The following is a 26,488-nucleotide window of genomic DNA, read 5'->3' on the forward strand; positions in this document are numbered from 1 at the left end:
CGGTTCCCGCCAGGGTGCCGTGGGCATAGCACCATCAACATCGGGAAATGGGGTTATCGTAGAAGGATGAACCGGACATCCCCTTTTTCGAATCGACCGCTCATTGGCGTTACCACTCGCAACCGCAATGACGAAGGAGACTTCGTAGCGCCGGGACGCTATGTGGACGCCATTCGCGCTGCCGGAGGGATCCCCGTTCTTTTTCCCCCAGGCGAAAGTGAGCCTCAGGATTTGCTGTCTTGGGTGGATGGCCTGGTGTTGACCGGTGGCGGCGACCTCTGCCCCAGCACCTACGGAGAAGATCCGCAACATCCCCAGGTGCGCTATGTGAACGCGGAGCGGGATCGATTTGAGGTGGCCTTGGCTCAGGCCGTGCTGGCCCAGGGGATCCCTGTTTTAGGCATTTGCCGGGGGATGCAATTGTTAAATGTGGTCAGTGGCGGCAAGCTGATCCCCCATGTGCCTGATGTGTACGACGAGCTGGATCACTTCAACCCCGCTGATCGCAAGCCCATTCGCCACAATGTCAGCCTGATCCGCTCCACACGGCTGCACCAAATCGTCGGCGCAGAAGAAATCTCTGTGGTCTCTTGGCACCATCAGGCCATCCGCGATGTGCCCTCAGGTTGGCGTTTGGCTGCCCGTTCTCGAGATGAGCTGATCGAGGCCATTGAACACGAAACCCACCCCTGGGCTGTTGCCGTGCAGTGGCACCCGGAGTTCACCTTTGCAGAAGCCGAGCACTTTCGCCTGTTTCAAGCCTTTGTGCAGGCAGCCCTGCGTTTTTCCCCGCGCCTAGCTGGCCTGCTGCCCAACCCTGAGCCCGTACCCCAAGTCGCCTAAAGGAAGGTTCCCAGCCAGAGGACAGTCCTGCCGTTGGAGAATCATCCAACAGTTATCCCGTCAGTTATCCCGTGCTAACTTCTAGGCGGTGCCCCCTTGTCAAGAAGCGCCGATCGCGGTAGCGGGACGGAGTCCTTTCGCGTCAGCGGGACGGAGTCCTTGCGGGCATGAAAGATGTCTTGGTACTCAAATACGCTCGTTAGGCTGAGGCTTTGCCAGGGCGGGATCCCTCTGCGGCAGCTCAACACCCCAGTAGCCAGCAGAAAGCTGCCCCATGCTAGGCTCTAGGCGGTGCTGCCCTAGTCGACAAGGGGGGACTTGAAGGATATGAAAAAAAGGGTGGGCAGGGTAGTTTTCGCAAGTGCTTTAACTTTTTTTGCCAGTTCAATTCTTCTGAGAGCCTACGGTTCGCATTCAATCGAGTGGGCTCGCCAGTTCGGAACTCCTGCGAATGAGGTGGCTGACTCTATTGCTGTCGATCGCGCCAGCGGTGCGGAGCACTTTCGCGCCAGCGGTGCGGAGCACTTTGGACAGGGCAATGCTTGGGTAGCGGGAACCACTACGGGAGCCCTTCCTGACCAGTTGAGCGCTGGGAGCTGGGGTGCTTCTGTGCTTCAAGTACAGTCGCTAAGCCTGAGCTTCCTTCTCTTGGGAGAGCGGCCATGCACCGAATAGCTGCTTTGCCAGGGGGATGGGATCCCACCCAGTCCGGGGTCATTTTCCTGGAGCAGGATCCTGCTCCCATTGTTGTTCTCTCGGCAGCCGATACGGACCTGACGGCTTTGAGCGCGGCCATCCGTCTTTTGCCCCAAGACTTTCCGGCCATACGGGCAGCTAATCTGCTGCAGTTGCAACAGCCCCTCAGCCTGGATGACTATGCCGAGAGGGTGCTGCGGCGGGCGCAGGTGGTGCTCCTTCGCCTGTTGGGGGGAAGGGCCTACTGGAGCTATGGCCTGGAGGTAGCCAAGCAGGTGGCCGCCGAGGAGGGATCCACCCTGATCGTCATTCCTGGGGACGATCGCCCCGACTGGGATTTGGTGAGCCATTCCACTGTGCCCCTGGCGGTGGCGGATCGGGTGTGGCGGTACTGGCTGGAGGGGGGAGCGGAGAATGTGGCTGCCTGTCTGCTGTTGCTGGCTGGGGAGTTCCTAGGGGGCCAATATTCGGCGCCGGATCCACAAGGGTTGCCTCGTCTTGGGATCTACCAACCTCCCGTAGCCTCGCCGACGGATCCCCAAGCTCCCAAGGTGGGGATTTTACTCTACCGGGCCCATGTTCTGGCGGGGAATACAGAGCCGGTGGATCAATTGGCAAAAGCCTTGGTGGAGCGGGGGCTGCAGCCTCTGTGCCTTTACACCTACAGCCTTCAAGATCCCGACTTGCCCCAGGCCATTCGGGATCACTTCGGCGGCCAGATTGACCTGTTGCTCAACACCACCAGCTTTTCTCTGGCGCGGTTGGACAGCCACCAGCCCGATGTAAGCCTGTGGCAGGAGTTGGATGTGCCTGTTTTGCAGGTAATCCTCAGCGGTGGATCCCGGCAGAGCTGGGAGAACTCCACACGGGGATTGGGGGCGCGGGATCTGGCCATGAATGTGGCTTTGCCGGAGGTGGATGGGCGCATCATCAGCCGCGCCATTTCCTTCAAAGCGGTTCAACAGCGGGATCCCCACTTGCAAACGGAGGTGGTGGCCTACGTGGCTGTGCCGGATCGGGTGGAGTTTGTAGCCGATTTGGCGGCCAACTGGGTGAAATTGCGGCGTACCCCCCCTTCCCAGCGGCGACTGGCTTTGATCCTGGCCAACTACCCCAGTCGGGACGGGCGACTGGCCAATGGGGTGGGTCTGGATACCCCTGCCAGTTGTGTGGAAATTCTCAAAGCTTTGGCGGGAGCTGGCTACTCAGTAGATCCCCTGCCCCAGACTGGAGATGAACTCATCCATTGGCTAACCGAAGGCCAGACCTACGACCCCTTGGGATCCCTGCGCCCCGCTCGGCAATGCCTTTCTGCTGCCCTTTATCGAGAGTGGTTTGCCCGCTTGCCTGAGCCCATCCAGACCGACCTCGTCCGGCAGTGGGGGGATCCGCCCGCCCAAAACATCCCCATCGCCGGTCTCCAGTTGGGGCACGTTTTTGTTGGCATTCAGCCCCCGCGAGGCTATGACCGGGATCCCTCGTTGAACTACCACGCCCCGGATCTGGTGCCCCCCCATGAGTACCTGGCTTTTTACCTGTGGCTGCGGCAGGTCTTCGCCGTTCAAGCGGTGGTGCATGTGGGCAAGCACGGCAACTTGGAATGGCTGCCCGGCAAGGGATCCGCTCTTTCCGCCACCTGCTACCCAGAGGTTGCTCTGGGGCCAATGCCCCACTTCTACCCCTTCATCGTCAACGACCCAGGAGAGGGATCCCAGGCCAAGCGGCGAGCCCAGGCAGTGATTATCGACCACCTCACCCCGCCCCTTACCCGCGCCGAGCTGTACGGCCCCCTGGCGGATTTGGAACGGCTGATGGATGAGTACGTGCAGGCCCAACAGTTGGATCCCAGTCGTTGTCCCCTGATTCGCGCCCAGATTCAGGAGCTGGTTCGAGCAGAGCATCTAGACCAACAGTTCAACTTGGAAAAAGAAGAAGATTGGAATCGCCTGGATGGCTATCTCTGCGAGCTAAAAGAATCTCAGATTCGCGATGGGCTGCACATCTTTGGTCGAATCCCTGCCGGTGAGCAGCTTATCGATCTGGTGGTAGCGCTGGCCCGCTACCCCGGCCACGGACAACTGGGGATTACTCAGGCCATTGCCCGCGATTGGGGATGGGATTGGGATCCCTTGACCGCCGACCTGACAGATCCTTGGCCAGAGGGATCTCCGAACTCGCCGTAACCCAAGCCAAGCGTTTTATTTTCCTCTCTCAGGGAGCAAGGAAGAATCTTAAGAGTAAGAGGAGTTGATCGGGATCCCTCATCAACTCCTCTGTTGGAACAATGGAAGCAGGCTAGAGAAACAGCTGGATCCCGGAATCGTAGCCCAAGACCGGCTCGCGCCTAGGTGCCCCCTGGCCAGCTACCGGGAAGCCCTAGCGGGCGTTTCAATAGCGAGATTGAAAACTCCGCCGCCGCTCGCCGCCACTGTTCGCGTTACCAGAGCGGAAACCTGAGGTGGGGCGTTCTTCCCGGGGACGAGCTTTGTTCACCTTGAGGTCGCGCCCCATCCATTCTGCCCCATCCAGCGCAGCAATGGCGGCTTGCTCCTCTGCTTCAGAGCTCATTTCCACAAACCCGAAGCCTCGAATGCGGCCTGTCTCACGGTCAGTGGGGATCTGCACCCGCTTCACAGAACCGTACTCAGCAAAAACAGCGGTCAAATCCGCTTCTGTCACCTTAAAGGAAAGGTTGCCAACATAAATCGACATAGACGATCTCCGAAAGAGAGAGTAACAAAGGGTGAGATGTTCGGAGAGCCGTCTGCCAATACAAAACGTGAAAATCCGTCAAGACCAGAAGAAACGAGCACTACAACCGATAACAATCTCAGCTTCTATCCTAACACAGAAGCAGGGGTTCACCACTTCGATTTCGCGAAATTCTGGGGACATTGCCTTCACACCCCAACTGGCCCGGCCCAAACACTCCGCTGCCCTACCTGCGCTGACGCCACCTCAGCCCAGCTTCTCCAGCCTGGATCCCAGTAACCTCATCTGGGCTTCCAGCTCCGCCAGTTGCTCCTGACTGGCTTGCACCACCTCAGGGTTGGCCCGGTTGAGAAAATTGGGGTTCTCTAGGCGAGCGCGGATCCCTTGGGCCTCTTTTTCCAGCTTGGCCAGGTCTTTTTGCAGCTTGGCCCGCAGCGCTTCCACATCCACCAGTCCTGCCAAGGGCATCAGCACCTGCACTGTGCCCACCACTGCAGCCGCCACCTGTTTGGGCTCCGTGGCCAGGGATCCCGTAATCTCCAAAGCCTCGGCCTTAACCAGATCCCGGATGTAGGCTTGGGCAGCCCTGAGAATTTGCTGCTGGGTGGGATCGTCGGTAACCAGGAGGGCGGTGACGGCCTGCTGGGGCTTGAGGCCGGCTTCTGCCCGCAGGTTGCGCAGGCTGGTAATGGTTTGGATCACCAAGCCAAACTCCCGCTCCAGTTGAGGGTCGATCCAACTGGGATCTGGGGTGGGATAGGGCTGCACGGAGATAGAGGTGGTTTGGTTGGCCTGGGTGAGCAGCTGCCAGATCTCCTCGGTGATGTGGGGCATCCAGGGGTGCAGCAGCTTGAGAATGGTTTCCAAAACGGTGGCCAGCACCTGCTGCGCTGCGCGTTTGGAAGCCAGGTCTTCTCCCCGCAGCCGGGGCTTGACCAGCTCGATGTACCAGTCGCAAAAGTCATCCCAAATGAGAGAGTAGAGCAGGCGCGCCCCCTCGCCCAGGCCATAGGCTTCCAGCTCGGCGATAACTTGGGTGGCCGTGGAGTGCAGCCGCGACAGGATCCAGCGATCGGCCAGCTCCAGCGCTTCGGGGGCAGGGGATCCCAGTTGGGCAGGGGTTTGCCCCTCCAAGTTCATCAACACAAAGCGGGAGGCGTTCCAGATCTTATTGGCAAAGTTGCGGGCGGCCTCCACGCTGGCGCTCTCCCCCGTCTTGCGGTCGTAGGCCAGGCGGATATCCTGCCCTGCCCCCACCACCTCTTTGACCAGGGCATAGCGCAGGGCGTCGGTGCCGTATTTGTCCAGCAGCTCCAGGGGATCGATACCATTCCCCTTGGTTTTGGACATTTTCGCCCCGTGCTCATCCCGCACCAGGCCATTGATGTACACATCTTTGAAGGGGATCTGGCCGGTAAATTGGGATCCCATCATGGCCATGCGGGCCACCCAGAAGAAAATGATGTCAAAGCCCGTGGACATCAGGGAGTTGGGATAGTAGCGTTTGAAATCCTCGGTCTCTTCCGGCCAGCCCAGGGTTGAAAAGGGCCACAGAGCAGAGCTAAACCAGGTATCCAGCACATCGGGATCCTGTTCCACCCGCTCAACTTCTGGGCCAAACTTTTCCCGTGCCTTGAGCAGCGCTTCCTCGCCGTTGCGGGCCACCACAAAAGCTTGGGGATCCTCGAGAAGCTGGCCATTGAGGACTGGATACCAAGCTGGGATCTGATGGCCCCACCACAACTGCCGAGAAATGCACCAGGGGCGCAGCTTTTCCAGCCAGCCCGTGTAGACTTTGGTCCAGCGCTCAGGGATAAAGCGGGGGCTATTTCGTTGGTATTCCTCTTCCAAACAGCGAGCCCCCATCCCCGAGACATCGCAAAACCACTGAATGGAAAGCAAAGGCTCGATGGGCACGCCGCCGCGGTCGCTGTGGGGAACGGTGTGGGTGTAGTCCTCCACCTTCTCCAGCAGGCCATGTTCGGCAAACCACTGCACCACCTTTTCTCGGGCCACAAAGCGATCTAGGCCGGTGAAAGGATCCCCGTTTTCGTTGAGGGTGCCGTCTTTATTGAGGATGTTGATGAAGGGCAATTGGTGCCGTTTGCCGATTTCAAAGTCGTTGGGGTCGTGGGCCGGGGTAATTTTCACACACCCGGAGCCAAAGGAGGGATCCACATACTCATCCGCAATGATGGGGATGAGGCGATTTTTAATGGGCAGGCGAATGAACTGGCCGATGAGATGGCAATAGCGCTCGTCTTGGGGGTTCACCGCCACCGCCGTATCCCCCAGCATGGTCTCGGGCCGAGTGGTGGCCACCACCAGATACTGGCTGGGATCCTCGGCCAAGGGATAGCGAAAATGCCACAGGTGGCCCTTGACCTCTTTGTCGTCTAGCTCAATGTCTGACACCGCCGACTGGGTGGCCGGGCACCAGTTCACCAAATACTCGCCCCGGTAAATCAACCCCGCCTCGTATAGCCGCACAAACGCCTCGGTTACCGCCCGGCTCAGCCCCTCGTCGAGGGTAAAGCGATCCCGCGTCCAGTCCAGCGAGAGACCCAGCCGCCGCAATTGGCTCTTGATAGCTCCCTGCGACTGCTCCTTCCAAGCCCAGGCTCGCTCCAGAAAAGCCTCTCGGCCCAGATCAAAGCGAGTTTTGCCTTCCTGACGAAGCTGATTTTCCAAAATGGTGTGCACGGCAATGCTGGCATGATCCGTGCCGGGGAGCCAGAGCACGTTGTAGCCGCGCATGCGCTTGTAGCGCGTCACCACATCCGGCAGGGTAAAGGCAAAAGCATGGCCCATGTGCAGGTTGCCCGTCACATTGGGCGGGGGCAGCACCATGCTAAAGGCCTCTCCCGGCGCCTTGGGATCCGCCACGTAAAAGCCCTTCTCCTCCCAAAAGCGCTGCCACTTCGGCTCGGTCTCGAAGGGGTTGTACTGGCTGGGCAGGTTGACAGAGGAAATTGCAGCAGTCATGGGGAGAATAGGCCAACGGCTGAGAAGGATGAATCACTTTGATGAATCACTTTATAGAGTAGCAGTTCAACCCTTTGCCCTTCGGGGTAGAGTGGCCCATCGGTCTTGACCCTAATCACACGGCTAGAGAGGGATTTCGAGCTAGGGTACTACCATCCTCAGCTTTGGGTACGGCGTTATGTCCAGATCATTGACGGCAACGGTCCTGATGGCTCTGATGGCTCTATCCCCTGGGATCCCTGCCTTGGCGCAACAGGACTGGAAGAGATCAGAGAGAGACATCCTACTTTGTCGTGGGGAGCCTTTTGAACCAGGCTCTCTGGCAGGTTATGAAGCTTGCTTCAGTGCTCGCCTTCATCCGGATGAACAATCCTGGCCGCCTTCACTACCCCTGATAGGCCTGTATTTTATCCCGCACGCTGACTACTTTTTTTGCTTTGTAGGTGCAGGAAAGCCCGGTAGCCTGGAGGCAATTCTCGTCGGTCGAAGTGGAGAGTTCGTGTTTGGCCTAGATCGCCCTCTGGCCCCTTCTGAACTAGAAGGGGAGACCCCTTGGATTATCCAGCGAAAAGCCCGCATTCTCGAGGTGGAGGGGGATCCTGGGGATCCTGTTGCCGGTTTCAGCCAACTGGTGGTTTACGACGAAACCGAGTTGAACTTGGAGGGGTTCGTGCCTGTGACTGCGCCTCCAGGATACCTCATTTCGCCGGACGAGTTTTTAGAGGCTCCCGAGTGCCAAGCCATTTTGAATTGAGGACTCCTCCACTTGTAACTGGTGTGCGTTCTTGGGTTTTGGCAGGCTTACGAGATGGCTCTAGAGCCCAGAGTAAGCGTTGAGCCATTCCATGAAGTAAAACACCAGTGGCGCGGTGAACACATAGCTGTCTCCCCGATCCAAGATGCCACCGTGGCCCGGGATCAGATCCCCGGAATCTTTCACCCCTGCATCCCGTTTCATCAGAGATTCTGTGAGATCTCCCAGCAGGCTGGTTAACCCAATCAAAAACCCCAGAATGCCCCCACTCAACCAGCTCCACGGCCAGCCCAGGTAATAAGCTCCAACCACCGCAAGGGTCATGCTGGCGGCAATCCCGGCTACTGCCCCTTCCACCGTTTTCTTCGGGCTGAGGATGGAGAGCTTGGTGCGCCCAAAGGCCCGACCACACAGGTAGGCCCCCACATCGGCAGCGATCACGCAGCCAATGGCCAGCAGCGTAATCCATAGCCCTTCGCCCAGCCCTTGCGCAAAAGACAAGGCCCTGACCCGAATCCAGAAGCTGGGCAGCAACGCACAGTAGAACAACCCCAAAATCGAGGTGGCAATATCGGCAATGGTGGCCACCTTGGGCTTAAAGAGCAAATAAAAACAGATGATCGATCCCGCCACGATAAAGGCAGGGCTGGTCCACTCCGGCCTCACCTGCTGCAAAATCACCAGCACCTGGCTGGAAAACATGGTGGTGCGCATGGCCGGCGCATTGCCTTTGGCTTGCACCAAGCGAAAAAACTCCAACTGGGCCAAAAAAATGATCAGCCCAATGGCTGCAGTAAAATACCAGCCCCCTAGCAGGGTGACCGCCAACGCAAACAACACCGCCGCAAAACCGCTAACCCAACGGGCTCCCATGGGCGCACCCCGTCACGTTGGCTGGCCAAATACCTCTTGCCCCCGGCTCCAGCAGATCGACGTCCAAGCCGAGAGCAGAAGAAACCCCCCCTCTGGTGTTCAAGATTCGCGTTTGCGGGACGGAGTCCTGATGCGGCTGCTGCAATGGAAACGCCTCTTGCCCTAGCCTTTCAGTTTAACTCCCTTGGCCTCGAAACAACCGCTTTCGGCCCTGCAGGATGGGATTTCCAGGTAAGGTGGCAGACAGACTGGAGCATGAGATAATGGGCAAACCGCAAAGCTCACTGCTGACCGCCTAAGATACCTCTGATTCGTTGCACCGCAGCATGGTTCAAGAACTTACTTCGCGCTCCACAACTGCTCGCATTTCTGCCGAAGAGGCTCGTCTTCTTTATGAAGACATGGTGCTGGGCCGCCTGTTTGAAGACAAGTGCGCCGAAATGTACTACAAGGGCAAGATGTTCGGCTTTGTGCATCTGTACAACGGCCAAGAGGCCGTCTCTACGGGGGTGATCAAGGCGCTCAAGCCCACCGACTACGTGTGCAGCACCTACCGCGATCATGTGCATGCCCTCAGCACCGGGATCCCACCACGGGCGGTCATGGCAGAGTTATTCGGCAAGGCCACCGGCTGCAGCAAGGGTCGGGGTGGTTCCATGCATCTCTTCTCGGCGGAGCACAATTTCTTGGGGGGCTATGCCTTCGTGGCCGAAGGGATCCCAGTGGCGACGGGGGCTGCTTTTTCTGCCAAATATCGGGGCACCGACCAGGTAACCGCCTGCTTCTTCGGGGATGGAGCCTGCAACAACGGCCAGTTTTACGAGTGCCTCAACATGGCTGCCCTCTGGAAGTTGCCCATCGTCTATGTGGTGGAAAATAACTTCTGGGCTATTGGCATGGCCCATGAACGCGCCACTTCCGACACCGATATCTACCGCAAGGGCCCAGCTTTTGGCATGCCCGGCTACCAGGTGGATGGGATGGATGTGCTAGCAGTGCGAGAGGCCGCCCAACAGGCCATCGCCCGCGCCCGCGCCGGAGAAGGCCCCACCTTGCTAGAGTGCATCACCTATCGTTTTCGGGGCCATTCCCTTGCCGACCCTGACGAGCTGCGCAGTCCTGAGGAAAAAGAGTTCTGGCGGCAGCGGGATCCCATCAAGCAACTGGAACGCTATGCCCTGGAGCACAACCTAATGTCCGAGGCAGACTTCCAAGCCATCCACGCGGAGGTCAGCGCCGTGATTGAGGACGCGGTTCTTTTTGCTCTGGAAAGCCCAGAGCCCACTCTGGACGAGCTACACCGCTTTGTCTTTGCCGAAGATGAGTAGATCCTGGCCACTTCCCCGGTAGCGGGGGAGTCGCTTGCCGGGGGATCCCCACAAGGTTCTCTGGCCAACTCGGGTGGCCCATCCACCTGGCGGAGTGCTGTCCTGCTGGATCCCTCGAGGCTCCTCGATGATTGGCATTGGAGGAACCTTCTCGAGATCTGCGCGATGGCGCAGATTTTTTTGTAAATATCGCTTCCCATTTGTTTACACAGCTTCATATCATTGAGATATCGAGCATGAGTATTTATTCCCGGTCATGAGCAATTCTCTTGAGTTTCCCTGGCTGTCGGTGCTGGTGCTCTTGCCTCTGCTGGCAGCCTTCGGGATCCCCTTGATCCCCCAGAGCCGTTGGGTGCGTTGGTATGCCCTCGCTGTGGGGGCTTTTGATTTGGGCCTGATGGCCTATGTCTTTGTGCGGCACTATGACCTGCAGGACTTTTCTCTGCAACTGGCGGAGCGCTACGCCTGGGTGCCCCAAATTGGGTTCCACTGGTCGCTGGCGGTGGACGGCCTCTCCTTCCCGCTGGTGTTGCTGTCGGGTTTGATCACGACCCTGTCGATTGTGGCGGCTTGGAATCTCTCCCACAAGCCGCGTTTGTTTTTCTTCCTGCTGCTGCTGATGTACGGCGCCCAGGTGGGCGTATTTCTGGCGCAGGACATGCTTCTATTCTTCCTGATGTGGGAGATTGAGCTGGTGCCGGTCTATCTGCTCATCTCCATTTGGGGTGGGCCGAAGCGCCAGTACGCCGCCACCAAGTTCATCCTCTACACCGCCGCCGCCTCCATTTTTATCTTGGTGGGATCCCTGGCGATGGCCTTCTATGGCGAGGGCTTCAGCCTGGAGATGGCAGAGCTGAGCGCTAAGTCTTACCCGGTGGCCTTGGAGCTGTTGGCCTATGCGGCTTTGCTGATTGCCTTTGGGGTGAAGCTGCCGATTTTCCCGCTGCACACCTGGCTGCCGGATGCCCACAGCGAAGCCTCTGCTCCCATTTCCATGATCTTGGCGGGGGTTCTGCTCAAGATGGGTGGCTATGGCCTGATCCGCATGAATGTGGGCATGTTGTCGGAAGCCCACGTGTACTTCGCCCCGGTGCTGGCGGTGTTGGGTGTGGTGAACATCATTTACGGGGCGTTGGCGGCCTTTGGTCAGAACCATCTCAAGCGGCGCTTGGCCTATTCATCCATTGCCCACATGGGCTTTGTGTTGATCGGGATCTCCGCCTTCACGGAGCTGGGCATCAATGGGGCAGTGCTGCAGATGATCTCCCACGGTCTGATTGCCGCGGTTCTGTTCTTCCTGACGGGGATCACCTACGAGCGCACCCACACCCTTGCCCTCGACAAGTTGGGAGGGTTGGCCAAGCAGATGCCGAAGGCTTTTGCCCTGTTTACAGCGGGATCCCTGGCCTCTCTGGCGCTGCCGGGGATGAGCGGATTTGTGGGTGAGCTGACGGTGTTCTTGGGCTTGACCACCAGCGATGCCTATGCGCCGACCTTCAAAGCGGGAATTGCCCTGCTGGCGGCAGTGGGCATCATTCTGACGCCCATTTACTTGCTCTCCATGCTGCGTCAGGTGTTCTACGGGGCTCAGGATCCCGGCTTGGTTTTGGAAGACTACCTGGGGGATATGCGCCCGCGGGAAATGGCGGTGGCCCTCTGTCTGCTGTTGCCGATTCTCGGCATTGGCTTCTACCCGCGCCTGGCTACCCAAACCTACGATGTCACGACGGTGGCGGTAGCTGCCCAGTTGCGCAGTGTGTTGGCAACTGAAATCGTGCAGCGGCCTTTCTTCCCCTTGCCAGTGCAATCGGCTCAGGTGGCGGCTTTGCCTCTGGAGGATTAAAAGGGGGTCGAGACTCGGTTCTTCTTTATCTCTATTCCTTACTCTGTCCAGAAGAGCTGGTGTTCGAGGTGCAACCCGACTCAACTTTCAGCTCTTCTTTTGTTTTTTTTAAGTTTTAAGATTGGATTTAGGATCCGGGATGTTCCTGGGCTGGGATTTTCGTGCAGCCGATTGTTCTTGTGCCGTCCATCCTATCGGTGATCGGTGTGGATAGAGTTTTGTTCCATCAGGTTGAGTTGCACCACCAACCACCAGAGGGTTACATCGGAGTAGGTTGCCCGACGCTTGAGCCGAGAAATGGAGTGTACTGGGTTTTGGCTGTCGATCATCCACTCAGAAGCGATGATTTGGCCGCGTTGCTGAGCATTCATTGTTTCTCCCTCCGCTCGCCAACTGCTCAATACTTAGAATGGCTAATATTTAGGATGGCGAATTTGCGCGGGAGCGTGTGAAAAAATATATTACGCAGGGATCCCCAGAGTCGGCTAACTTTCTTAGCAATGAGGATCTCATAGGCCGTTGAGTTGCCGATTTGCCGTCCGGGGATCGGACAAAACGTTGCAAAAGGGGCAAAATGTTGGGCAAGGGGATGCCCCTATCTTCACAAGTCTTAAAACCTGGAAAAATTCCATTTTCTCCTGACTCCTCTGTCTCCCTCCGTCGGCCTTTGCAGCAGCAACCCTTGAGAAGTCTGAGATCCCGATGAGAGCCCCCCAGCCTGCCTCTGCTTTTGGAGAAGTGGTGGAGGCCGACACCACAACCTTTGTGGCCCAGTGCTTCGAGCCGGAACGCCTGACCTTCCCGCCCATGCCTGCTCTCGGCAGTTGGACGCGCTCCCAAGACGAAGAGACCGGCAACCTAATCTACGGGGTGGTTTGCTATGCCGCCATCGCCCCCATCGACACCGTCCACCGCGCCAGGGCTTTGGGCCTCTCCCCTCAGGAGCTGCGGGAGCAACAGCCCCAAATTTTTGCCATGTTGCGCACCGATTTCCGCGCGGCCATTGTCGGCTTTGTCAGCGGGGGACGAGTCTACCAGTACTTGCCGCCACGGCCTCCCCAGATTCACCAGCCGGTTTATCTCTGCTCCGATACGGAAGTGAGGGAATTTTGCCGCTCTTTCGAGTTTTTGCGCACCCTGCTACAGGTTAACGGGATCCCAACCGATGAGCTGGTGGCTGCCGTGATCCGCCAGACTTACCGAATCCTGAACCGAGATCGCAACTGGCTTTTACAGGCAGGTCGGCAGTTGAGCTCTCTGTTGCGGGATGATTATGAGCATCTCAGCGCAATTTTACGAAAGATTGAAGCCTAAGCGAAGAAATATTGAGAATGGCCTTGGATCCCTCTGGAATCGAGTCGGGGGGTGATAACCTGAGGCCGTTTCCTATGGAATTGATTCCCTTTGAATCCTCTTTCTGCTGTAAAAATGTTTAACAAATTCAATCCTTCTGACAAACCCTCCAAAGGCAATTGGGCAGGTCGTACCTTTTCTGCAGCTGCGGGCGCTTCGGTGGCAGCCGGTGTTTGCATTGCCCACGGTCAGCCGGCTTATGTGTCGCTGTTGGTGGCCTGTTGCGCGACGGTGTTTACCCTCGTTTTGGATGAAATGGGCTGGATCTAGGCTCGGTTTCAACTTCAGCTTTGGTTTTGCTGCATAAGAAGCCGCTCTAAAGCAGAGACTAACCAATCCAATAGGGATCCCTGGCCCTCTGGGTTTGCTGCTTGCGTGAAAGGATCCCTTCATCTTGCTTCGCGGGCTGCCCGCACCAACAATCCTGCTGTGATCAGCCCTGCCAGAATAGAGCTGCCGCCATGACTGAACAAAGGCAGGGGCACACCTGTGGTGGGCAGAACCCCGGTGACCACGCCGATGTTCATCAGCGACTGCCCCACCAAAAACATCAGGCAGCCACAGGCTACTAAGCGAATGGTCAGCTCTCGACAGCGCCCCATCACCCGCCAGCCCAGCAGAGTGTAGAAGGTCAGCAACCCCAGAAAGAACAGGGATCCGGCCAAGCCAAACTCTTCTGCATACACCGAGAAGATGAAGTCGGTGTATTGGATGGGCAGGTAGAACAGCTTTTGCTGGGAGAGGCCATATCCCTTGCCCCACAGGCCGCCAGAGCCAATGGCCAACAGACTTTGCACCAGCTGGTAGCCATCCCCTTGGGCATTGCCCCAGGGATCCAAAAAGGCCAAGATGCGCCGCCGTTGGTAATCTTTGCTGAGAATGCTCACCACAGCCGCCAGAATCCCCAGCCCCGCTGTGGCCAAAAGGGTGAAAGCTGGGATCCCGGCGGTCCAAGCCATGACCCAGAGGGTGAGGCCGCAGATGGCCGTGGTGCCCAGGTTGGGCTGGGCGAGGATCCCCAAGAGCGCAAAGGCGAAGATGCCCGCCCAGAGGACGCGGAACCAGAGGGGATGGTGAAACCAGCGGCCAAAAACCCAGGATCCCTGCAAGACCAACAGGGGCTTGAGCAATTCCGAGGGCTGGATAACAGGGATCACCTTCAAATCCAGCCAGCGGCTGGCTTCCAGGCGGGAAACCCCCAACCCCGGCACCTGGGTGGCCCACACCAGGCCAACTCCCACCAAGCAGAGGATCCCGGCCCAGGGGAACCAGCGCCGCAGCGGGATCTGCACCAGAGCCCAGAAACAGCCCAGACCCAACCCGGCCCAGAGCAATTGGCGCTTGAAAAAGTAGAGGCCATCGCCGGTGATCCGCTGAGCCACCGGGTAGGAAGCAGAAAACAGCATCAGCAGCCCCAGCACCAGCCAGATCAAGGTGAGCCAGCGCAGCCAGCGAGCCTCAGCATTCCAGGGATCCCTGGAGGGCTTGGCAGCAGGCTCGGAAATGGTTGCCACGGTGTTCAAAGCTGGAGTACTGGTCAAAACTGGCACAGGCGGGGGACAGCAAAATGGTGATGGGTTGAGCGGGCTTCCCCAAGCTCTGAGCTTGACGCGAAAGGGAACAAGCCGCTGCAAAGGCTCTTTCCACCGCTACATCTAGGGTTGGCACCAGCTCAACGTCAGTATAGTGGATCCCCTGGAGGGCCTCTGCCAGCACTGGGGCAGACTCCCCCATCAGCAACACGCGGGCCACCTTGGCCCGAATCAACCGCAACCAGGCGCCGGGATCCCCCTGCTTGGCCCTTCCTCCGGCAATCAGAATAATGGGTGGGGAAAGGGCGTTGAGCGCCACCCAGCCGGCCTCGTAGTTGGTGGCCTTGCTGTCGTTGACAAAGCGGATGGGGGTGGCTCCCACCTGGATTTGCGCCACCCGCTCCAGCCGATGGGGCATGCCGGCAAAAGATCGGATGGCTTTTTGAATGGCAGCGTTGGGGATCCCGGCCAGACGTGCTGCTGCCGCCGCCAAGAGCAGGTTTTGCAGGTTGTGTTGGCCAGGGCAGCGTTCTGCAAAGTCCTCCAGCTCCGCCACCATCTCCCCCTGGATGTAGAGGCGGTTTTCCCGCAGGTCAAGGGTTGCGGTGGGATCCCGGTCACAACAGCCTTGGGTAGCAACAAGGGAAGTCCAATAGGTATTTTCCCAGTCCTGCCGGCGGCGGCACAGGTAGGGATCCTCGCCGTTGAGCACCCGCCACTGGGCCCGATCCAAAAGGCGAGCCTTAAAGCTGGCATAGCGCTCCAGCGTCCCATGCCGTTCTAGGTGATCGGGAGTGAAGGTGGTCCACACCCCAATGCGCGGCGGCCCTCCAGGAGTACTGCTCATGAGGCGGCTACTGGCCTCCAACTGGTAGCTGCTCAGCTCCGCCACGATCCAATCCGGCTTGAGCTTTCCCTGGAGCGTTGCCAAAGCCACCTGCGACAGGGGCAGGCCGATGTTGCCGCAGGGGATCCCTTGCAGCCCCGCCGCCTTGAACATCTCCGCCACCAGAGCTGTGGTGGTGCTTTTGCCGTTGGTGCCGGTGATCCCCACCCAGGGTAGGTGGTCAAGATAGATCCAGGCCAGCTCCGCCTCCCCCACCACCGGGATTCCCTGTTGACGCACCTCCTGCAGCAGCGGGTGATCCCAAGCAATGCCTGGACTGACCACCACCTGCTTCACCCCTTCGGCCAGTTGAAAAGGCTGCCCCAGCCGAACCGGGATCCCTTCTTGATTGAGCTCAGCCTGCCGCTGTCTGAGAAGAGGGGAATCTTGCTCATCCCAAACCAGCACTTCATAGCCCTGGGCCCGCAACAGTCGCGCTGCCGCCAGCCCCGCAATGCCTAACCCCAAAACTTGATGTCGCACGTTGGTTTCTACTTCTTTCTTTATTTGGGGATCCCTGCTTGGATCTTACCGGTCACGTCCTTGACCCGCATGTTTTTGTTCGACACTCCCCTTGCTTATGGGGGTAACCAGTTGGTGGAGTGGATGGAGTTTTCCTAGCCGCCTGGATGGCTAACTTGGGAATAGGCTGGAGACCAGTCCGCCGGCCACCCTCTACAACCCGTGCAGATTTGTCTTTGGCGTAGAAAAGATTCCACCTAGCCTGCCAGCCTCACTTTGTGGATGCTGTAGGAAATTTTCTTCCCTATGCATCATCTACTCAATCTTCCAAGGGATCCAACTTGGGATCCAGACTCTTGGCCGTTAGACGCAGAGCCTCCGCCTGATCCATCACCCGTGGAGCTTGCACTGCCGTTTCAAGGCCCTGGCGATAGCTCTCCCACAGGGGCATTTCTGGGTAGGTCTGCTGCAACTCGCTGATCTGATCCAGAAGGGCCTCCAGCCAGCCGGCCGTGCTCCAGGTGAGCAGAAACTGGAAGGGGTTCCACAGGTTGAGCTGCCGCCCCAATTCATTTAGGCTCTCGTTGCGAATGGGCGGATCGAAGATGTCCGCCACCGTCATTAACTGGCGCGCCAGCAGAGGTCTGAGGAGTTTCTCGGCAGCTTCCACCACAGCAGGGATGGCAGCCTGGATCTGGTTGGGTCTGGGAATGTTCCGCGCCTGGGGCAAGGCTTGCAGCACCAACTCCAGTCGCCGCTCTGCCTCTGCCGATTCCAAAGCCGATTCCAGGGTGGTGCCCACACTGAGAAACACTTCTCCCGTCAGTAGCCGCACTGCATCGATGACCAGGTGATACAAGGGGGGGATCACGAGCTTGATCCACTCGCTCTGGAAAAACTCCCGCAGCCGCCGTGCCGCATAGTCCCCCACTTGGGTGGTCTGGATCCCCACTTGAGTGAGATTGAGATACCAGTCGGGAGGAGATCCCTTGGGATCCAGCCAACGGCGCAGCGTTTGCCATTCTTCTTCTGTGAGGGCAGTTCGTCCCTGTTTTAAGCCAGTTCGCCGCAGCTTGCCCTCGGCATTCAAGAGCTTGCGCAGCTCCGGTGTGCCCAGCAAGGACAAGGCACCTGCCGAACCCACACTGCCGATCTCGATGGCGATCAAGGCGGCCAACAAGGCGGCTGAGGCCTTTACTTGAATCTGGCCGCTTTTGTCCATCACCAAAGGCAGGCGGCTGTTGCCATAGGCACGGGCACTCATCGCCTCCAGAGCAGAGCGTTGGTCAGAGGTCAGCGTCCGAGCCCAAGAAGGGATCCCATCTGAATGGGCCGGTTCCTGTAAGCCGTGATACAGCAAGCTGGCCACCCAGGCGCGATCCGCAGCCTGCCGCAAAGAGCCAATGACCACTTCCCATTGGCAGGGGTTAAGCAGGGGCAAGAGCGCTTGCAGCTCTCGGTGGATGGGCTCTGGGGATCCCGCCGTTCTCGACTGTTCCAGAGCGCTTTGCAGCCGATCCCGCGCCTCTCGGCACAGCCCGCCCCACTCCAGTTGCAGGCGAGCCAGGGTCTGTTGCACCGTCTCTTCGGAGCGACGGGGTAGATCCTGCCAGCCCGCTTCCAGCTGCCGCCACAGCTCCTCCCAGTTCAGGCCCTCAGCAGCGCCATTCACGGCATCTGAGGCAACCTTTGCGCTGGGCGAGGCGTTTTGGGGCTCGGAATGGAAAGGGGGATTCAGGGGTTCAGACATGGACAGAATCCGCTTCAAGGGGCTCACGGGCATTATAGCTAGGGGTAAAACGCCAGCCGAGGCAAACCCAACGTTTCCGGCCATCCCATCATCAAGTTGAGACACTGCACTGCCTGCCCGGCTTGCCCTTTCATCAGGTTGTCGATCACCGACAGGACAATAACGCGGTTGGTGCGGCTGTCCACCTCCACCCCGATCATGCAGGTGTTGGTGCCGGAGACCCATTTGGTTTGCGGGTAGACCCCCCGCGGCAGCACCTTCACCCAGGGAGATTGGCGATAGAAAGCGTTGTAAATGGTGAGCAAATCTTCCCCCACAAAGCCGGGATCCCGCAGAGTGGCATACAAGGTGACGTGGATCCCCCGCACCATGGGCACCAGATGGGGCGTAAATTGCACGGTGATGGGGGTGTGGGTCAGGTCGGTGCAAGCTTGCTCGATCTCGGGCGTATGGCGGTGCTGGGCCACTCCATAGGCTGCCAGAGAGCCGTCCACTTCGGCAAACAGGGATCCCACCTTGGGGGTACGACCTGCCCCCGAAACGCCGGATTTGGCATCGAAAATGAGGCTGTCCAGCTCCACCAACCCCTGCCGCAGCAGAGGAGCAACCGCCAACAATGAGGCAGTGGGATAACAGCCGGGACAGCCCACCAGTTGGGCTTGGGCAATCGCCTCGCGATAAAGTTCCGGCAACCCATAGACCGCCTGCTCATTGGCCTGGCGATAGGCAGGGCTGGGCCAGTTGGGATCCGTCTGACCCATGCGGTACCAAGATTGGTAGGTGGCCAGGTTGCGAAAGCGGTAATCCGCCGACAGATCTAAGACTTTGCACCCTTTGGCCAGCAAGGGCGGGGCCAGCTCGGCAGCCAGCCCATTGGGGAGAGACAAAAACACCACATCGCTGTTGGCGGCAATACGATCCACCTCTACCGGCTGAACGGTCAGATCCACGGCCTGGGCCAACTGGGGATAGAGATCCCCGTAGCGCTTGCCGGCACTGTCTTGCCCGGCCAGGTAGGTGATCTGCACGCCGGGATGCTCGCTCAGTAACCGCACCAACTGTACCCCTCCGTAGCCGGAAGCGCCGACAATGCCAATGCGGACAGGCTCTGTGGGGTGGGGTGGGCGGGGCGCCATGTTGGCCATGGGGGGGCTGCCTGTGCAAGAGGGTTGCGTGATGGCTTGCCTTAAGTTCTACCGCATTTTTCTGCTGCATTTGACGCTGCATGGGTGCGGATCCCATCTTGTTCATTCGCGTTGGCGTTGCGTGGCCATCCAGGGGGATTTGTTATGCTGGGTTCACCTGAGCCGCTCGGGCCTTGGCAGCGGCTTCCGTAATATCTGTCTATGTTCTGTGTAGCTTTCTAATCTGCGGTCTATGCACTATGAGCGATTGATCAACATGGTCTTGCGGGCCTACGGCCAAAGCAGCCGCCATGGCCTGGATCAGGAAACTCTGACCCTCTACTCAGAAGGCCCCTACACCCTCTACAAACTCACTTCCCATTTCGATCGCCGCTCCATTTTTGTGTTGGCCCAGAATCAGCGGGATATGTTTGTTTCTGGCGATGCGTTTAACAACAAGCTGATCCCAGGAGAATGGCAGGCGTGGCTGCACCAGAAAGCGCTGGGCATCGCTCCCGACACGGCACAAGCAGGTTAGCCGAAGACCATATCTGGCGTGGAAGGATCCCCAAGCCTACGCCCGGCCTGTTGAGATCCAGCCCATGCTGACAATGGCCGCCTACTTCCAGCTCAGAGGGTGGTGGGATCCACAGGTCGCTCCACCTGTCCAGAATCTACCCGCCACTGGCCAGAACCCCAGGCTGAACCTGTCGGGGCACCACCGAGAGACGATCCAGATCGGCACAGTAGGCCAGATCCTTATCGTTTTCCGGCCCCAGACCCAATAGCCGTTGCCCGTGGCTAGAGCGTCTCAACAAACCCAGCAGATCGTCCTGCCAAGTTTGGTAGAGGGCCAAGGCCGCCAAGGTCTCGTCGTTGCCCAACTGGTTCAAAGAGCAGCCCAGGCGATGCAAGATGGCTCCGGCACAGGCAGTATCTTCCAGCGAAAAGGCCCCTTCCCACCCGGATCCCACCAGCCACACCTCGGCAAAGGAGCCCCGTCTGAGAAAATCCACCACGGCTCCCAAGTTCACCAGGGCTGCTGTAATCACCACTGGGATCCCTTCCAGGCGCTGTAGGCTGCGCGTGCCGTTGGTGGTGCTCAGGAAGATGCGCTTGTCCCGCACGCGGTCGGGAGTGTAGTCGAGGGGGGAGTTGCCCAGATCAAACCCCGCCACCGCTTTGCCCCCCCGTTCCCCGGCCAAAAGCCGCTGGGAAGCCGGCCAGTTTTGGCTTGCCTCTTGGAGCTGCTGCAGGTGGGCAAACACCTGTACTGCTTCTGCTCCTGCTGCCAGCGCTGTGGCAATGGTGGTGGTGGCCCGCAGCACATCAATGGCCACCGCACACTCCGGGATCCCAGATGAAGGCACCTGTTCGGGCGTATAGAAGTGGAAAAAACGCATGGGGGAAGAGGTAACGTCAGAACTCACGCCGGGCGAACACCAACACTGCCAGAATCAGCAGCAAAAGGGTGTAAACCAAGCCGTACAGTGCATCTCCGAGAAGTTCTGCTGGGGGCGGAACTTGGCCGTAAACCGCAGCATCTCTCAAATTGAGGCGCTCCAAATCCGGCAGGATCAAATAAATCACCTCAAACAGTTTGCCAAATCCGGCATCTTTCACCAGCTTGCTCAGTTGCAGCAGGGCGCGGCTGGCATGGCCCATCAGGAACAGGGCAATGGTGTAGAGGGTGGCCAGAATCGAGGAAGTGAAAACCCCGAACAGCAGGGCTGCGGCAACAATCAGCACCAGCTCTAAGAAAGTGAAGACTGTTGCCCAGAGAATGGCCAAAAGGGGGATCGGGGCCTGCACCAGCAGCAAGCTCAGCAGAAACACAACCGTCATCAGCAGCACCAGCACCGACAGCAGCGCCGATAGGCCCAGATGCTTGCCGACAATGAACTCTGCCCGGCTCATGGGTTTGGCGATCAGCACATACACCGTGCGTTTTTCAATCTCCTTATTCACCAGCCCTGTGCCCACGAAAATGGCCACGATCAGGCCGAAGAAGTGAATGGCTGCCAACCCCAGGTCGGCAATGATTTTGTTGTGGGCCTGGTTGGCCACCTGCGGGATCAAAACAGTGGCTCCCAGCATGGCCACCGCAAATACCATCACCAGGTAGAGAATCCGATCCCGAATCGTTTCCCGGAAAACGTTGTGGGCAATGGCCACCACGCGCGACGCATCCATGACTGAACCCAAAGCTGTGATGATCCGACTGATACACTGGTAACAGATCCAGCCTTTATTCTATGCAGTTCCAGGCCCAGATTCAGATTCACCTACGCCCCTCTGTTCTCGATCCCGCCGGGGCTGCGGTTCAGTCCAGCTTGCATCAGCTGGGGCATACCCAGGTACAGCAGGTGCGCATTGGCAAGCATATCCAACTGCAGCTAGAGGCCCCCGACGCCGAGACCGCCCGCCGCCAGGTGGATGAGCTGTGCCATCAACTGCTGGCCAACCCGGTGATTGAGACTTATCAAATCCAAGTGGATCCCATCGGTGGCTGATTTGATGGGTTCAGGTGATTTGAGGTTGACTTGAGGCGTTCCAAACAACTGTGAAATTGTCCATTTCACGGAGCGCAGTTTTTTCTTAGGGGAGAGAAACTGGGAAAATGTCTCAAGCTCTCTAGGATAGCAACAACCACACCCTCTTCTTTTCTCTCGTCAAGGGATCCCAATGGCTGGCGTGAGGTTTGGCGTTGTTGTTTTTCCGGGTTCCAACTGCGACCGAGATGTAGCCTGGGTAACCCGCGGCCTCTTGGGCTGCCCAACGCGGCTGATCTGGCACCGAGAGACGGATTTGTCGGAGCTGGATGTGGTGGTGCTGCCGGGGGGCTTCAGCTATGGGGATTATTTGCGTTGTGGGGCCATCGCTCGTTTTGCTCCGGTGATGGGATCCCTGAAGGAGCACGCGGCGCGAGGGGGCTATGTGCTGGGCATCTGCAATGGCTTTCAGATCTTAACAGAGGCGGGCCTGCTGCCGGGGGCGCTGGTGCGCAATGCCAACCTGCACTTTATCTGCGACCGAGTGGGGATCCGTGTAGAACGGCAGGATCTCCCCTGGACAAGCGCGTATCCCCAGGGATCCACCTTAACCCTGCCCATCGCCCATGGGGAAGGCCGCTACACCTGTGATCCGGATACCCTCAAGCAGTTGCAGGATCGAGGGCAGATCGTCTTTCGCTATGCTCCGGTTGCGCCCAACGGCTCTGTGGACAACATCGCCGGCATTTGCGATCCCAGCGGTCGGATTCTGGGTTTAATGCCCCACCCTGAGCGGGCAGCAGATCCCGATTTGCCAGGGCAGGATGGGATCCCCTTTTGGCAGTCGATTTTGCGCAGCTTCGCCGCCTAACTCTTCTCCAGGAGAACTCACCCCTGCCCCGGCCCTCGAGACAACACCTGGCGAACTTGATTCACCATCTCCTCGTGATCCACCACTGGCTTGGCGATATAACCATCCGCCCCGCTCTGGGCCAAGAATGCCTCGCGGTCGCCCTGCATGGCGTGGGCCGTCACCAAAATAATGGGGATGGAGCGGCTTTTTGGATCCGCCTTCAACAGTTGGGCAATGCGGATCCCGTCCACCGCCTCGCCGCGAAAGGTGCTCTGGGACAGGGAAACATCCAACAAAATGACATCCACCTCGTGCCCCTGGGCCAGCTTCAAAATCTGCTCCACATCCTGGCTGTGAAAGACCTCAAAACCTCCCCGCCGTCGCAACACCTTCTCAAAAACACGGGCGTTGATCGGATCATCTTCCACCAGCAGCACTGTTGCCATCGTTAACCCAATCTTGAATCTGAACCCAAGCTAAGCTGTCTCTGGGATCCCAAAAGCCATCCTAAGGCATCCTTAGCGAGTTCAATTTGAGCAGTAGGACAAGCGTTCTCCTACAGAGTACTGAAGAGTACCGAAAAGGGTCTCAGTAGCTCTGAGAACTCCCCCCTCCTCTCCCAAAAGGAAGGATCCTCAGGTTGCCGCTACTTGACTATTTATTTTGGAATCTTATTTTGGAATCACTCCATTCCGAGTTGCCGCTACCCAACCGCAAATAGGAAAGCCGGAGAGAGCTCCGGCCCCATCCAGAACTAAGCCTAAACCACAAATCTCAAAAGAGACTGACCTTCCCTCTGCCTTGCTTGAGCCCGGCACAGCAGGAACGGCAGCCACTACCCTGGGTTACTTCTTGGTAATTCTCGGAGTTTCCCGAAAGGCAACTGCGAAAAACAAAAGGCCCAACGTCAAAAACAGGATAAAGGTGTAGGTGATGGCTTCCATACGAAACCTCCAAGTCAGAATTGCTAAGGATTGCTAAGGGGGGCTTGATTCCAGATTAACTCAGAGCCGCCAGCACCCCATCTCCAAAGTGAAGCAGAGTGCCGACGGCATCGCCGAAAAGGGCTCTAGGCTTCCTGAACCTTGCGAGTGGTGGGATCCCCTACTTTCTGGAAGACGCCGAACTCCACCATTTCCTCGCTCATATTGGGGTCAATACCGGCGAACACATCGCGGAAGAGAGTGCGAGCGCCGTGCCAGATGTGGCCAAAGAAGAACAGCAGGGCAAAGACCGCGTGAGCAAAGGTAAACCAACCGCGGGGGCTGGTGTGGAAGGTGCCGTCCGCCTTGGGGGTTTCTCGGTCGAACTCAAACAACTGACCCAACTGGGCCTGGCGGGCATATTTCTTGACGGTTGCCGGGTCGGTAAACACCTGACCGTCCAGCTTGCCGCCGTAAAACTCCACCGTCACGCCCACCTGCTCAAAGCTATAGCGAGACTCTGCCCGACGGAAGGGAATGTCTGCCCGCACCACCCCATCGGCATCCCGCAGGATAACCGGGAAGGTCTCGAAGAAGTTGGGCATCCGCTGCACCGTCAGCTCGCGCCCTTCGCGGTCACGGAACACTGGGTAGCCCAGCCACTCGATGGCAATGCCATCCCCTTTGTTCATGGGGCCAGCTCGGAACAGTCCCCCCTTGGCCGGGCTGTTGCCCACGTAGTCGTAGAAGAGCAGAGACTTGGGCAGGGAGTTGTAGGCCTGACTGCGGGTCATCCCGGCTTCCATGGCCGCATTTACCCGGCGGTTAATCTCCTGGTTGAAATAGCCAGAATCCCATTGGTAGCGGGTGGGACCAAACAGCTCCACAGGGGTAGTGGCGCTGCCATACCACATGGTTCCGGCCACCACAAAACCGGCAAAAAACACCGCCGCAATCGAGCTGGAAAGCACCGTCTCGATGTTCCCCATTCGCAGAGCGCGATAGAGGCGCTGGGGTGGGCGTACCGTGATGTGAAATAGACCTGCAATGATGCCCACAATGCCGGCAGCAATGTGGTGGGCCACCACCCCTCCGGCGTTGTAGGGGTTAAAACCGGCTGGCCCCCATTCCGGCGCCACCGGCTGGACGTGCCCCGTCGTCGCATAGGGATCGCTCACCCACATCCCCGGGCCAAACACCCCCGTCAGGTGAAAGGCGCCAAACCCAAAGCAGAGGATCCCGGCCAACAGCAGGTGGATCCCAAATATTTTCGGCAGATCCAAAGCCGGCTCGCCGGTGCGGGGATCCCGGAACAGCTCCAGATCCCAGTACACCCAGTGCCAGCAGGCAGCCAAGAAGAGCAAGCCGGACAAAACGATATGGGCAGTGGCTACCCCTTCAAACGTCCAGAAGCCCGCATTGGCAACGCTCTCGCCGTAGATATTCCAACCGCCCCAGGAGTTGACCACCCCCAGGCGAACCATAAATGGCATGACAAACATGCCCTGACGCCACATCGGATTCAGGACAGGATCCGACGGATCGAAAATGGCCGTTTCATAGAGCGCCATCGACCCGGCCCAACCTGCTACCAGAGCGGTATGCATCAGGTGAACCGCGATCAGGCGACCTGGGTCATTCAGTACAACCGTATGGACCCGATACCACGGTAGTCCCATAAAGCTCGGTCCTCCACGTTCTCCAACACTTACGCGATATCCAGTCAAACAATTAAGCCGACATCTTACCTGGGATCCTGACCCGAGCAGTCTCTTCAGAGTCGGGGGGTACCGCACCCGCTTGAACCCCTGAGCGCACCCAACTAGGATATCGCTCTCAGAATTTCCATCGCGGGCATCAAACAGTATAACGAAACGCTACCGACCTGAGTGGCTTCAGGCAGGATGCCGTCTCACTTTAGGCATCATCATCCCAGATCTCTCGCCGGAGATTAAAAATATGACTTAAAATGTTACAATACTTAGCAACTGTGAGCGCTCTCCTGGCTCAGGCTGAAAGGTGTCGTGGTTTCTGGCAGGGGTATGGCAACGATTCGCTTCGTCAACGAGAACCGAGAGATCTTCGTCGCTGAAGGCGCTAACTTGCGCTTGAAGGCTCTGGAAAACCAGATCGATCTCTACAAAATGATGGCCAAGCTGCTCAACTGCGGCGGCAACGGCCAATGTGGCACCTGTGTGGTGGAGATTGTTGAGGGATCCGAGAACCTCTCCCCTCGCACCGAGGCGGAAAACCGCAAGCTCAAGCGCAAGCCCGACAGCTACCGCCTTGCTTGCCAGACCAAGGTGTTGGGGGATGTTTCGGTCAAAACCAAGCCCTAGCCTTGGCCCGCCCGTTTTCCCTTTGGGCAAGTCGTACTCAAGAGTGGTATGCTGACTGCCAGTTGGGCTTGTGGCATTTGGAGTTATGGAGACGAACTACCTGGGCATCTTGGCCACTCTCTTAGTCGTTCTGGTGCCCGCCATCTTCCTGGTGATTTTGTACGTGCAAACCTCCAGCAGATCTGGCGACTGACCGGGCAACTCCCACTGGCTCAAGTCGGGTAAATGCTGGTCAAAAGGGGGGATCCCCTGTGTAGGAGGGGATCCCTTCGTCTTTTGTCGTCTAGGCTGGGCGAATTAAGGGTATTTGGAGCTCTATCGGTCAAGCTGTTGCTTGAGCTGACCTAGCCCTGTCGAAAGTCCCCGCAGGCTCATACAAAAACTCAAACAGGTTGCCGTCGGGATCCTTGCCGTAGAAAGAGGCCGTGCCATCCCTGTGGGTGTGAATGGCCCCTACCGGGATCCCTTGGGATTTCAGGCGTTGGTGTTCTTGCTGGAGCTCCTCTATGCTGTCGAAGACAAAGCCAAAGTGAGGCCCTGCTGCGCGGTAGCCCGGCCCCAATAGCGCCAGCCCATCCTCTCCTGCCTTCATGTAGGCCCAGTCGGGATCCTGCCAGACGTTGACCATGCCCAGCTTTTGGTAGAACTCCACCGCCTTGGGGATGTCTTCTACCCGGATGGCGACATGCCCGAGTTGTCTAAGTGCCATGTCATCCTCTGTGCTCAAGTGAGCCAACTGC

26 protein-coding genes are annotated in these 26,488 nt (G+C 58.3%); 11 read left to right on the top strand and 15 right to left on the bottom strand.

The window, feature by feature from the left end; genetic code table 11:
• Nucleotides 1–66 precede the first annotated feature (66 nt).
• A complete protein-coding gene (locus tag ACVWZG_RS09475) occupies nt 67–843 on the top strand; it encodes a gamma-glutamyl-gamma-aminobutyrate hydrolase family protein (RefSeq protein WP_457394821.1) in 777 nt (258 codons plus the stop codon).
• 662 nt (nt 844–1,505) lie between these two features.
• Nucleotides 1,506–3,722, top strand: a complete 2,217-nt coding sequence (cobN, locus tag ACVWZG_RS09480; protein ID WP_457406707.1) for a cobaltochelatase subunit CobN — start codon at nt 1,506–1,508, stop codon at nt 3,720–3,722.
• Nucleotides 3,723–3,927: 205 nt separating this feature from the next.
• Here cobN and ACVWZG_RS09485 read toward each other — a convergent pair whose 3' ends face one another.
• Nucleotides 3,928–4,251 (bottom strand): RNA recognition motif domain-containing protein, encoded by a 324-nt coding sequence (locus ACVWZG_RS09485; protein WP_011431969.1) that lies wholly within the window; start codon nt 4,249–4,251, stop codon nt 3,928–3,930.
• 246 nt (nt 4,252–4,497) lie between these two features.
• Complete coding sequence (locus ACVWZG_RS09490; protein WP_457406708.1) at nt 4,498–7,236, bottom strand: valine--tRNA ligase; 2,739 nt, start codon at nt 7,234–7,236, stop codon at nt 4,498–4,500.
• Nucleotides 7,237–7,735: 499 nt separating this feature from the next.
• Here ACVWZG_RS09490 and ACVWZG_RS09495 point away from each other — a divergent pair, with 499 nt between their 5' ends.
• Entirely contained in the window at nt 7,736–7,990 is a 255-nt protein-coding gene (locus ACVWZG_RS09495) for a hypothetical protein (RefSeq protein ID WP_457406710.1), read from the top strand.
• Between the two features lie 60 nt (nt 7,991–8,050).
• Here the strand turns inward: ACVWZG_RS09495 and ACVWZG_RS09500 are convergent, their stop codons facing one another.
• Nucleotides 8,051–8,863: a phosphatidate cytidylyltransferase gene (locus tag ACVWZG_RS09500; RefSeq protein ID WP_414329457.1), complete on the bottom strand. Its 813-nt coding sequence runs from the start codon at nt 8,861–8,863 to the stop codon at nt 8,051–8,053.
• A 326-nt stretch (nt 8,864–9,189) separates the two neighbouring features.
• On the opposite strand from ACVWZG_RS09500, the gene pdhA reads away from it, so the two are divergent.
• On the top strand, nt 9,190–10,191 hold the full coding sequence (pdhA, locus tag ACVWZG_RS09505; protein WP_414350741.1) for a pyruvate dehydrogenase (acetyl-transferring) E1 component subunit alpha: 1,002 nt from the start codon (nt 9,190–9,192) through the stop codon (nt 10,189–10,191).
• Here the strand turns inward: pdhA and ACVWZG_RS09510 are convergent.
• Nucleotides 10,159–10,329, bottom strand: a complete 171-nt coding sequence (locus tag ACVWZG_RS09510; protein WP_457406713.1) for a hypothetical protein — start codon at nt 10,327–10,329, stop codon at nt 10,159–10,161. The two genes, pdhA and ACVWZG_RS09510, sit on opposite strands and share 33 nt — an antisense overlap.
• A gap of 118 nt (nt 10,330–10,447) precedes the next feature.
• Between ACVWZG_RS09510 and ACVWZG_RS09515 the strand changes: the two genes are divergently transcribed.
• On the top strand, nt 10,448–12,034 hold the full coding sequence (locus ACVWZG_RS09515) for an NAD(P)H-quinone oxidoreductase subunit 4 (RefSeq protein ID WP_457406714.1): 1,587 nt from the start codon (nt 10,448–10,450) through the stop codon (nt 12,032–12,034).
• 191 nt (nt 12,035–12,225) lie between these two features.
• Here ACVWZG_RS09515 and ACVWZG_RS09520 read toward each other — a convergent pair whose 3' ends face one another.
• Complete coding sequence (locus ACVWZG_RS09520) at nt 12,226–12,405, bottom strand: hypothetical protein (protein WP_011431964.1); 180 nt, start codon at nt 12,403–12,405, stop codon at nt 12,226–12,228.
• A 331-nt stretch (nt 12,406–12,736) separates the two neighbouring features.
• On the opposite strand from ACVWZG_RS09520, the gene ACVWZG_RS09525 reads away from it, so the two are divergent.
• A complete protein-coding gene (locus ACVWZG_RS09525) occupies nt 12,737–13,348 on the top strand; it encodes a hypothetical protein (protein ID WP_414399395.1) in 612 nt (203 codons plus the stop codon).
• Between the two features lie 428 nt (nt 13,349–13,776).
• Here the strand turns inward: ACVWZG_RS09525 and ACVWZG_RS09530 are convergent, their stop codons facing one another.
• The 4 genes from ACVWZG_RS09530 to argC all read right to left on the bottom strand — a co-directional run bounded on the left by ACVWZG_RS09530 (nt 13,777) and on the right by argC (nt 19,162).
• Complete coding sequence (locus ACVWZG_RS09530) at nt 13,777–14,901, bottom strand: FtsW/RodA/SpoVE family cell cycle protein (protein WP_457406716.1); 1,125 nt, start codon at nt 14,899–14,901, stop codon at nt 13,777–13,779.
• On the bottom strand, nt 14,846–16,288 hold the full coding sequence (murD, locus tag ACVWZG_RS09535; RefSeq protein WP_457406718.1) for a UDP-N-acetylmuramoyl-L-alanine--D-glutamate ligase: 1,443 nt from the start codon (nt 16,286–16,288) through the stop codon (nt 14,846–14,848). Before murD ends, ACVWZG_RS09530 begins: the two co-directional genes overlap by 56 nt.
• 298 nt (nt 16,289–16,586) lie before the next feature.
• Nucleotides 16,587–18,017, bottom strand: a complete 1,431-nt coding sequence (locus tag ACVWZG_RS09540) for a hypothetical protein (protein WP_457406722.1) — start codon at nt 18,015–18,017, stop codon at nt 16,587–16,589.
• 38 nt (nt 18,018–18,055) lie between these two features.
• Nucleotides 18,056–19,162: an N-acetyl-gamma-glutamyl-phosphate reductase gene (argC, locus tag ACVWZG_RS09545; protein WP_011431956.1), complete on the bottom strand. Its 1,107-nt coding sequence runs from the start codon at nt 19,160–19,162 to the stop codon at nt 18,056–18,058.
• A gap of 232 nt (nt 19,163–19,394) precedes the next feature.
• Here argC and ACVWZG_RS09550 point away from each other — a divergent pair, with 232 nt between their 5' ends.
• A complete protein-coding gene (locus ACVWZG_RS09550; protein ID WP_011431955.1) occupies nt 19,395–19,679 on the top strand; it encodes a hypothetical protein in 285 nt (94 codons plus the stop codon).
• 136 nt (nt 19,680–19,815) lie between these two features.
• Here ACVWZG_RS09550 and ACVWZG_RS09555 read toward each other — a convergent pair whose 3' ends face one another.
• Together ACVWZG_RS09555 and ACVWZG_RS09560 are read right to left on the bottom strand one after the other, a co-directional pair.
• A complete protein-coding gene (locus ACVWZG_RS09555; protein WP_414417451.1) occupies nt 19,816–20,544 on the bottom strand; it encodes a 2-phosphosulfolactate phosphatase family protein in 729 nt (242 codons plus the stop codon).
• A 16-nt stretch (nt 20,545–20,560) separates the two neighbouring features.
• Nucleotides 20,561–21,334, bottom strand: a complete 774-nt coding sequence (locus ACVWZG_RS09560; protein WP_414330211.1) for an ABC transporter permease — start codon at nt 21,332–21,334, stop codon at nt 20,561–20,563.
• A gap of 62 nt (nt 21,335–21,396) precedes the next feature.
• On the opposite strand from ACVWZG_RS09560, the gene purS reads away from it, so the two are divergent.
• Together purS and purQ are read left to right on the top strand one after the other, a co-directional pair.
• On the top strand, nt 21,397–21,654 hold the full coding sequence (gene purS, locus ACVWZG_RS09565; RefSeq protein WP_457406725.1) for a phosphoribosylformylglycinamidine synthase subunit PurS: 258 nt from the start codon (nt 21,397–21,399) through the stop codon (nt 21,652–21,654).
• A 172-nt stretch (nt 21,655–21,826) separates the two neighbouring features.
• On the top strand, nt 21,827–22,504 hold the full coding sequence (gene purQ / locus ACVWZG_RS09570; RefSeq protein ID WP_011431951.1) for a phosphoribosylformylglycinamidine synthase subunit PurQ: 678 nt from the start codon (nt 21,827–21,829) through the stop codon (nt 22,502–22,504).
• Nucleotides 22,505–22,521: 17 nt separating this feature from the next.
• On the opposite strand, the gene ACVWZG_RS09575 is transcribed toward purQ, so the two are convergent.
• The 3 genes from ACVWZG_RS09575 to psbB all read right to left on the bottom strand — a co-directional run bounded on the left by ACVWZG_RS09575 (nt 22,522) and on the right by psbB (nt 25,088).
• A complete protein-coding gene (locus ACVWZG_RS09575) occupies nt 22,522–22,932 on the bottom strand; it encodes a response regulator (protein ID WP_457406727.1) in 411 nt (136 codons plus the stop codon).
• Between the two features lie 399 nt (nt 22,933–23,331).
• The gene (locus tag ACVWZG_RS09580) at nt 23,332–23,430 is read right to left on the bottom strand and encodes a photosystem II reaction center protein T (RefSeq protein WP_011431949.1); all 99 of its coding nucleotides are present in this window, start codon (nt 23,428–23,430) and stop codon (nt 23,332–23,334) included.
• Between the two features lie 125 nt (nt 23,431–23,555).
• Entirely contained in the window at nt 23,556–25,088 is a 1,533-nt protein-coding gene (psbB, locus tag ACVWZG_RS09585) for a photosystem II chlorophyll-binding protein CP47 (RefSeq protein ID WP_414350489.1), read from the bottom strand.
• 363 nt (nt 25,089–25,451) lie between these two features.
• Here psbB and ACVWZG_RS09590 point away from each other — a divergent pair, with 363 nt between their 5' ends.
• Both ACVWZG_RS09590 and psbM read left to right on the top strand, forming a co-directional pair.
• Nucleotides 25,452–25,748, top strand: a complete 297-nt coding sequence (locus ACVWZG_RS09590; protein WP_011431947.1) for a 2Fe-2S iron-sulfur cluster-binding protein — start codon at nt 25,452–25,454, stop codon at nt 25,746–25,748.
• Between the two features lie 85 nt (nt 25,749–25,833).
• Complete coding sequence (psbM, locus tag ACVWZG_RS09595; protein WP_071818137.1) at nt 25,834–25,941, top strand: photosystem II reaction center protein PsbM; 108 nt, start codon at nt 25,834–25,836, stop codon at nt 25,939–25,941.
• A gap of 129 nt (nt 25,942–26,070) precedes the next feature.
• On the opposite strand, the gene ACVWZG_RS09600 is transcribed toward psbM, so the two are convergent.
• Entirely contained in the window at nt 26,071–26,457 is a 387-nt protein-coding gene (locus ACVWZG_RS09600) for a VOC family protein (protein WP_414355356.1), read from the bottom strand.
• Nucleotides 26,458–26,488: the final 31 nt, after the last annotated feature.

It is taken from the genome of Thermostichus sp. OS-CIW-33 (assembly GCF_054059615.1).

What these genes read in the sequence shown, in the direction of transcription:
- ACVWZG_RS09475 (WP_457394821.1), top strand. Translation starts at nt 67, where the DNA reads ATGAACCGGACATCCCCTTTTTCGAATCGACCGCTCATTGGCGTTACC.
- cobN (WP_457406707.1), top strand. Translation starts at nt 1,506, where the DNA reads ATGCACCGAATAGCTGCTTTGCCAGGGGGATGGGATCCCACCCAGTCC.
- ACVWZG_RS09485 (WP_011431969.1), bottom strand. Translation starts at nt 4,251, where the DNA reads ATGTCGATTTATGTTGGCAACCTTTCCTTTAAGGTGACAGAAGCGGAT.
- ACVWZG_RS09490 (WP_457406708.1), bottom strand. Translation starts at nt 7,236, where the DNA reads ATGACTGCTGCAATTTCCTCTGTCAACCTGCCCAGCCAGTACAACCCC.
- ACVWZG_RS09500 (WP_414329457.1), bottom strand. Translation starts at nt 8,863, where the DNA reads ATGGGAGCCCGTTGGGTTAGCGGTTTTGCGGCGGTGTTGTTTGCGTTG.
- pdhA (WP_414350741.1), top strand. Translation starts at nt 9,190, where the DNA reads ATGGTTCAAGAACTTACTTCGCGCTCCACAACTGCTCGCATTTCTGCC.
- ACVWZG_RS09510 (WP_457406713.1), bottom strand. Translation starts at nt 10,329, where the DNA reads ATGCCAATCATCGAGGAGCCTCGAGGGATCCAGCAGGACAGCACTCCG.
- ACVWZG_RS09515 (WP_457406714.1), top strand. Translation starts at nt 10,448, where the DNA reads ATGAGCAATTCTCTTGAGTTTCCCTGGCTGTCGGTGCTGGTGCTCTTG.
- ACVWZG_RS09520 (WP_011431964.1), bottom strand. Translation starts at nt 12,405, where the DNA reads ATGAATGCTCAGCAACGCGGCCAAATCATCGCTTCTGAGTGGATGATC.
- ACVWZG_RS09525 (WP_414399395.1), top strand. Translation starts at nt 12,737, where the DNA reads ATGAGAGCCCCCCAGCCTGCCTCTGCTTTTGGAGAAGTGGTGGAGGCC.
- ACVWZG_RS09540 (WP_457406722.1), bottom strand. Translation starts at nt 18,017, where the DNA reads ATGTCTGAACCCCTGAATCCCCCTTTCCATTCCGAGCCCCAAAACGCC.
- argC (WP_011431956.1), bottom strand. Translation starts at nt 19,162, where the DNA reads ATGGCCAACATGGCGCCCCGCCCACCCCACCCCACAGAGCCTGTCCGC.
- ACVWZG_RS09550 (WP_011431955.1), top strand. Translation starts at nt 19,395, where the DNA reads ATGCACTATGAGCGATTGATCAACATGGTCTTGCGGGCCTACGGCCAA.
- ACVWZG_RS09555 (WP_414417451.1), bottom strand. Translation starts at nt 20,544, where the DNA reads ATGCGTTTTTTCCACTTCTATACGCCCGAACAGGTGCCTTCATCTGGG.
- ACVWZG_RS09560 (WP_414330211.1), bottom strand. Translation starts at nt 21,334, where the DNA reads ATGGATGCGTCGCGCGTGGTGGCCATTGCCCACAACGTTTTCCGGGAA.
- purS (WP_457406725.1), top strand. Translation starts at nt 21,397, where the DNA reads ATGCAGTTCCAGGCCCAGATTCAGATTCACCTACGCCCCTCTGTTCTC.
- purQ (WP_011431951.1), top strand. Translation starts at nt 21,827, where the DNA reads ATGGCTGGCGTGAGGTTTGGCGTTGTTGTTTTTCCGGGTTCCAACTGC.
- ACVWZG_RS09575 (WP_457406727.1), bottom strand. Translation starts at nt 22,932, where the DNA reads ATGGCAACAGTGCTGCTGGTGGAAGATGATCCGATCAACGCCCGTGTT.
- ACVWZG_RS09580 (WP_011431949.1), bottom strand. Translation starts at nt 23,430, where the DNA reads ATGGAAGCCATCACCTACACCTTTATCCTGTTTTTGACGTTGGGCCTT.
- psbB (WP_414350489.1), bottom strand. Translation starts at nt 25,088, where the DNA reads ATGGGACTACCGTGGTATCGGGTCCATACGGTTGTACTGAATGACCCA.
- ACVWZG_RS09590 (WP_011431947.1), top strand. Translation starts at nt 25,452, where the DNA reads ATGGCAACGATTCGCTTCGTCAACGAGAACCGAGAGATCTTCGTCGCT.
- psbM (WP_071818137.1), top strand. Translation starts at nt 25,834, where the DNA reads ATGGAGACGAACTACCTGGGCATCTTGGCCACTCTCTTAGTCGTTCTG.
- ACVWZG_RS09600 (WP_414355356.1), bottom strand. Translation starts at nt 26,457, where the DNA reads ATGGCACTTAGACAACTCGGGCATGTCGCCATCCGGGTAGAAGACATC.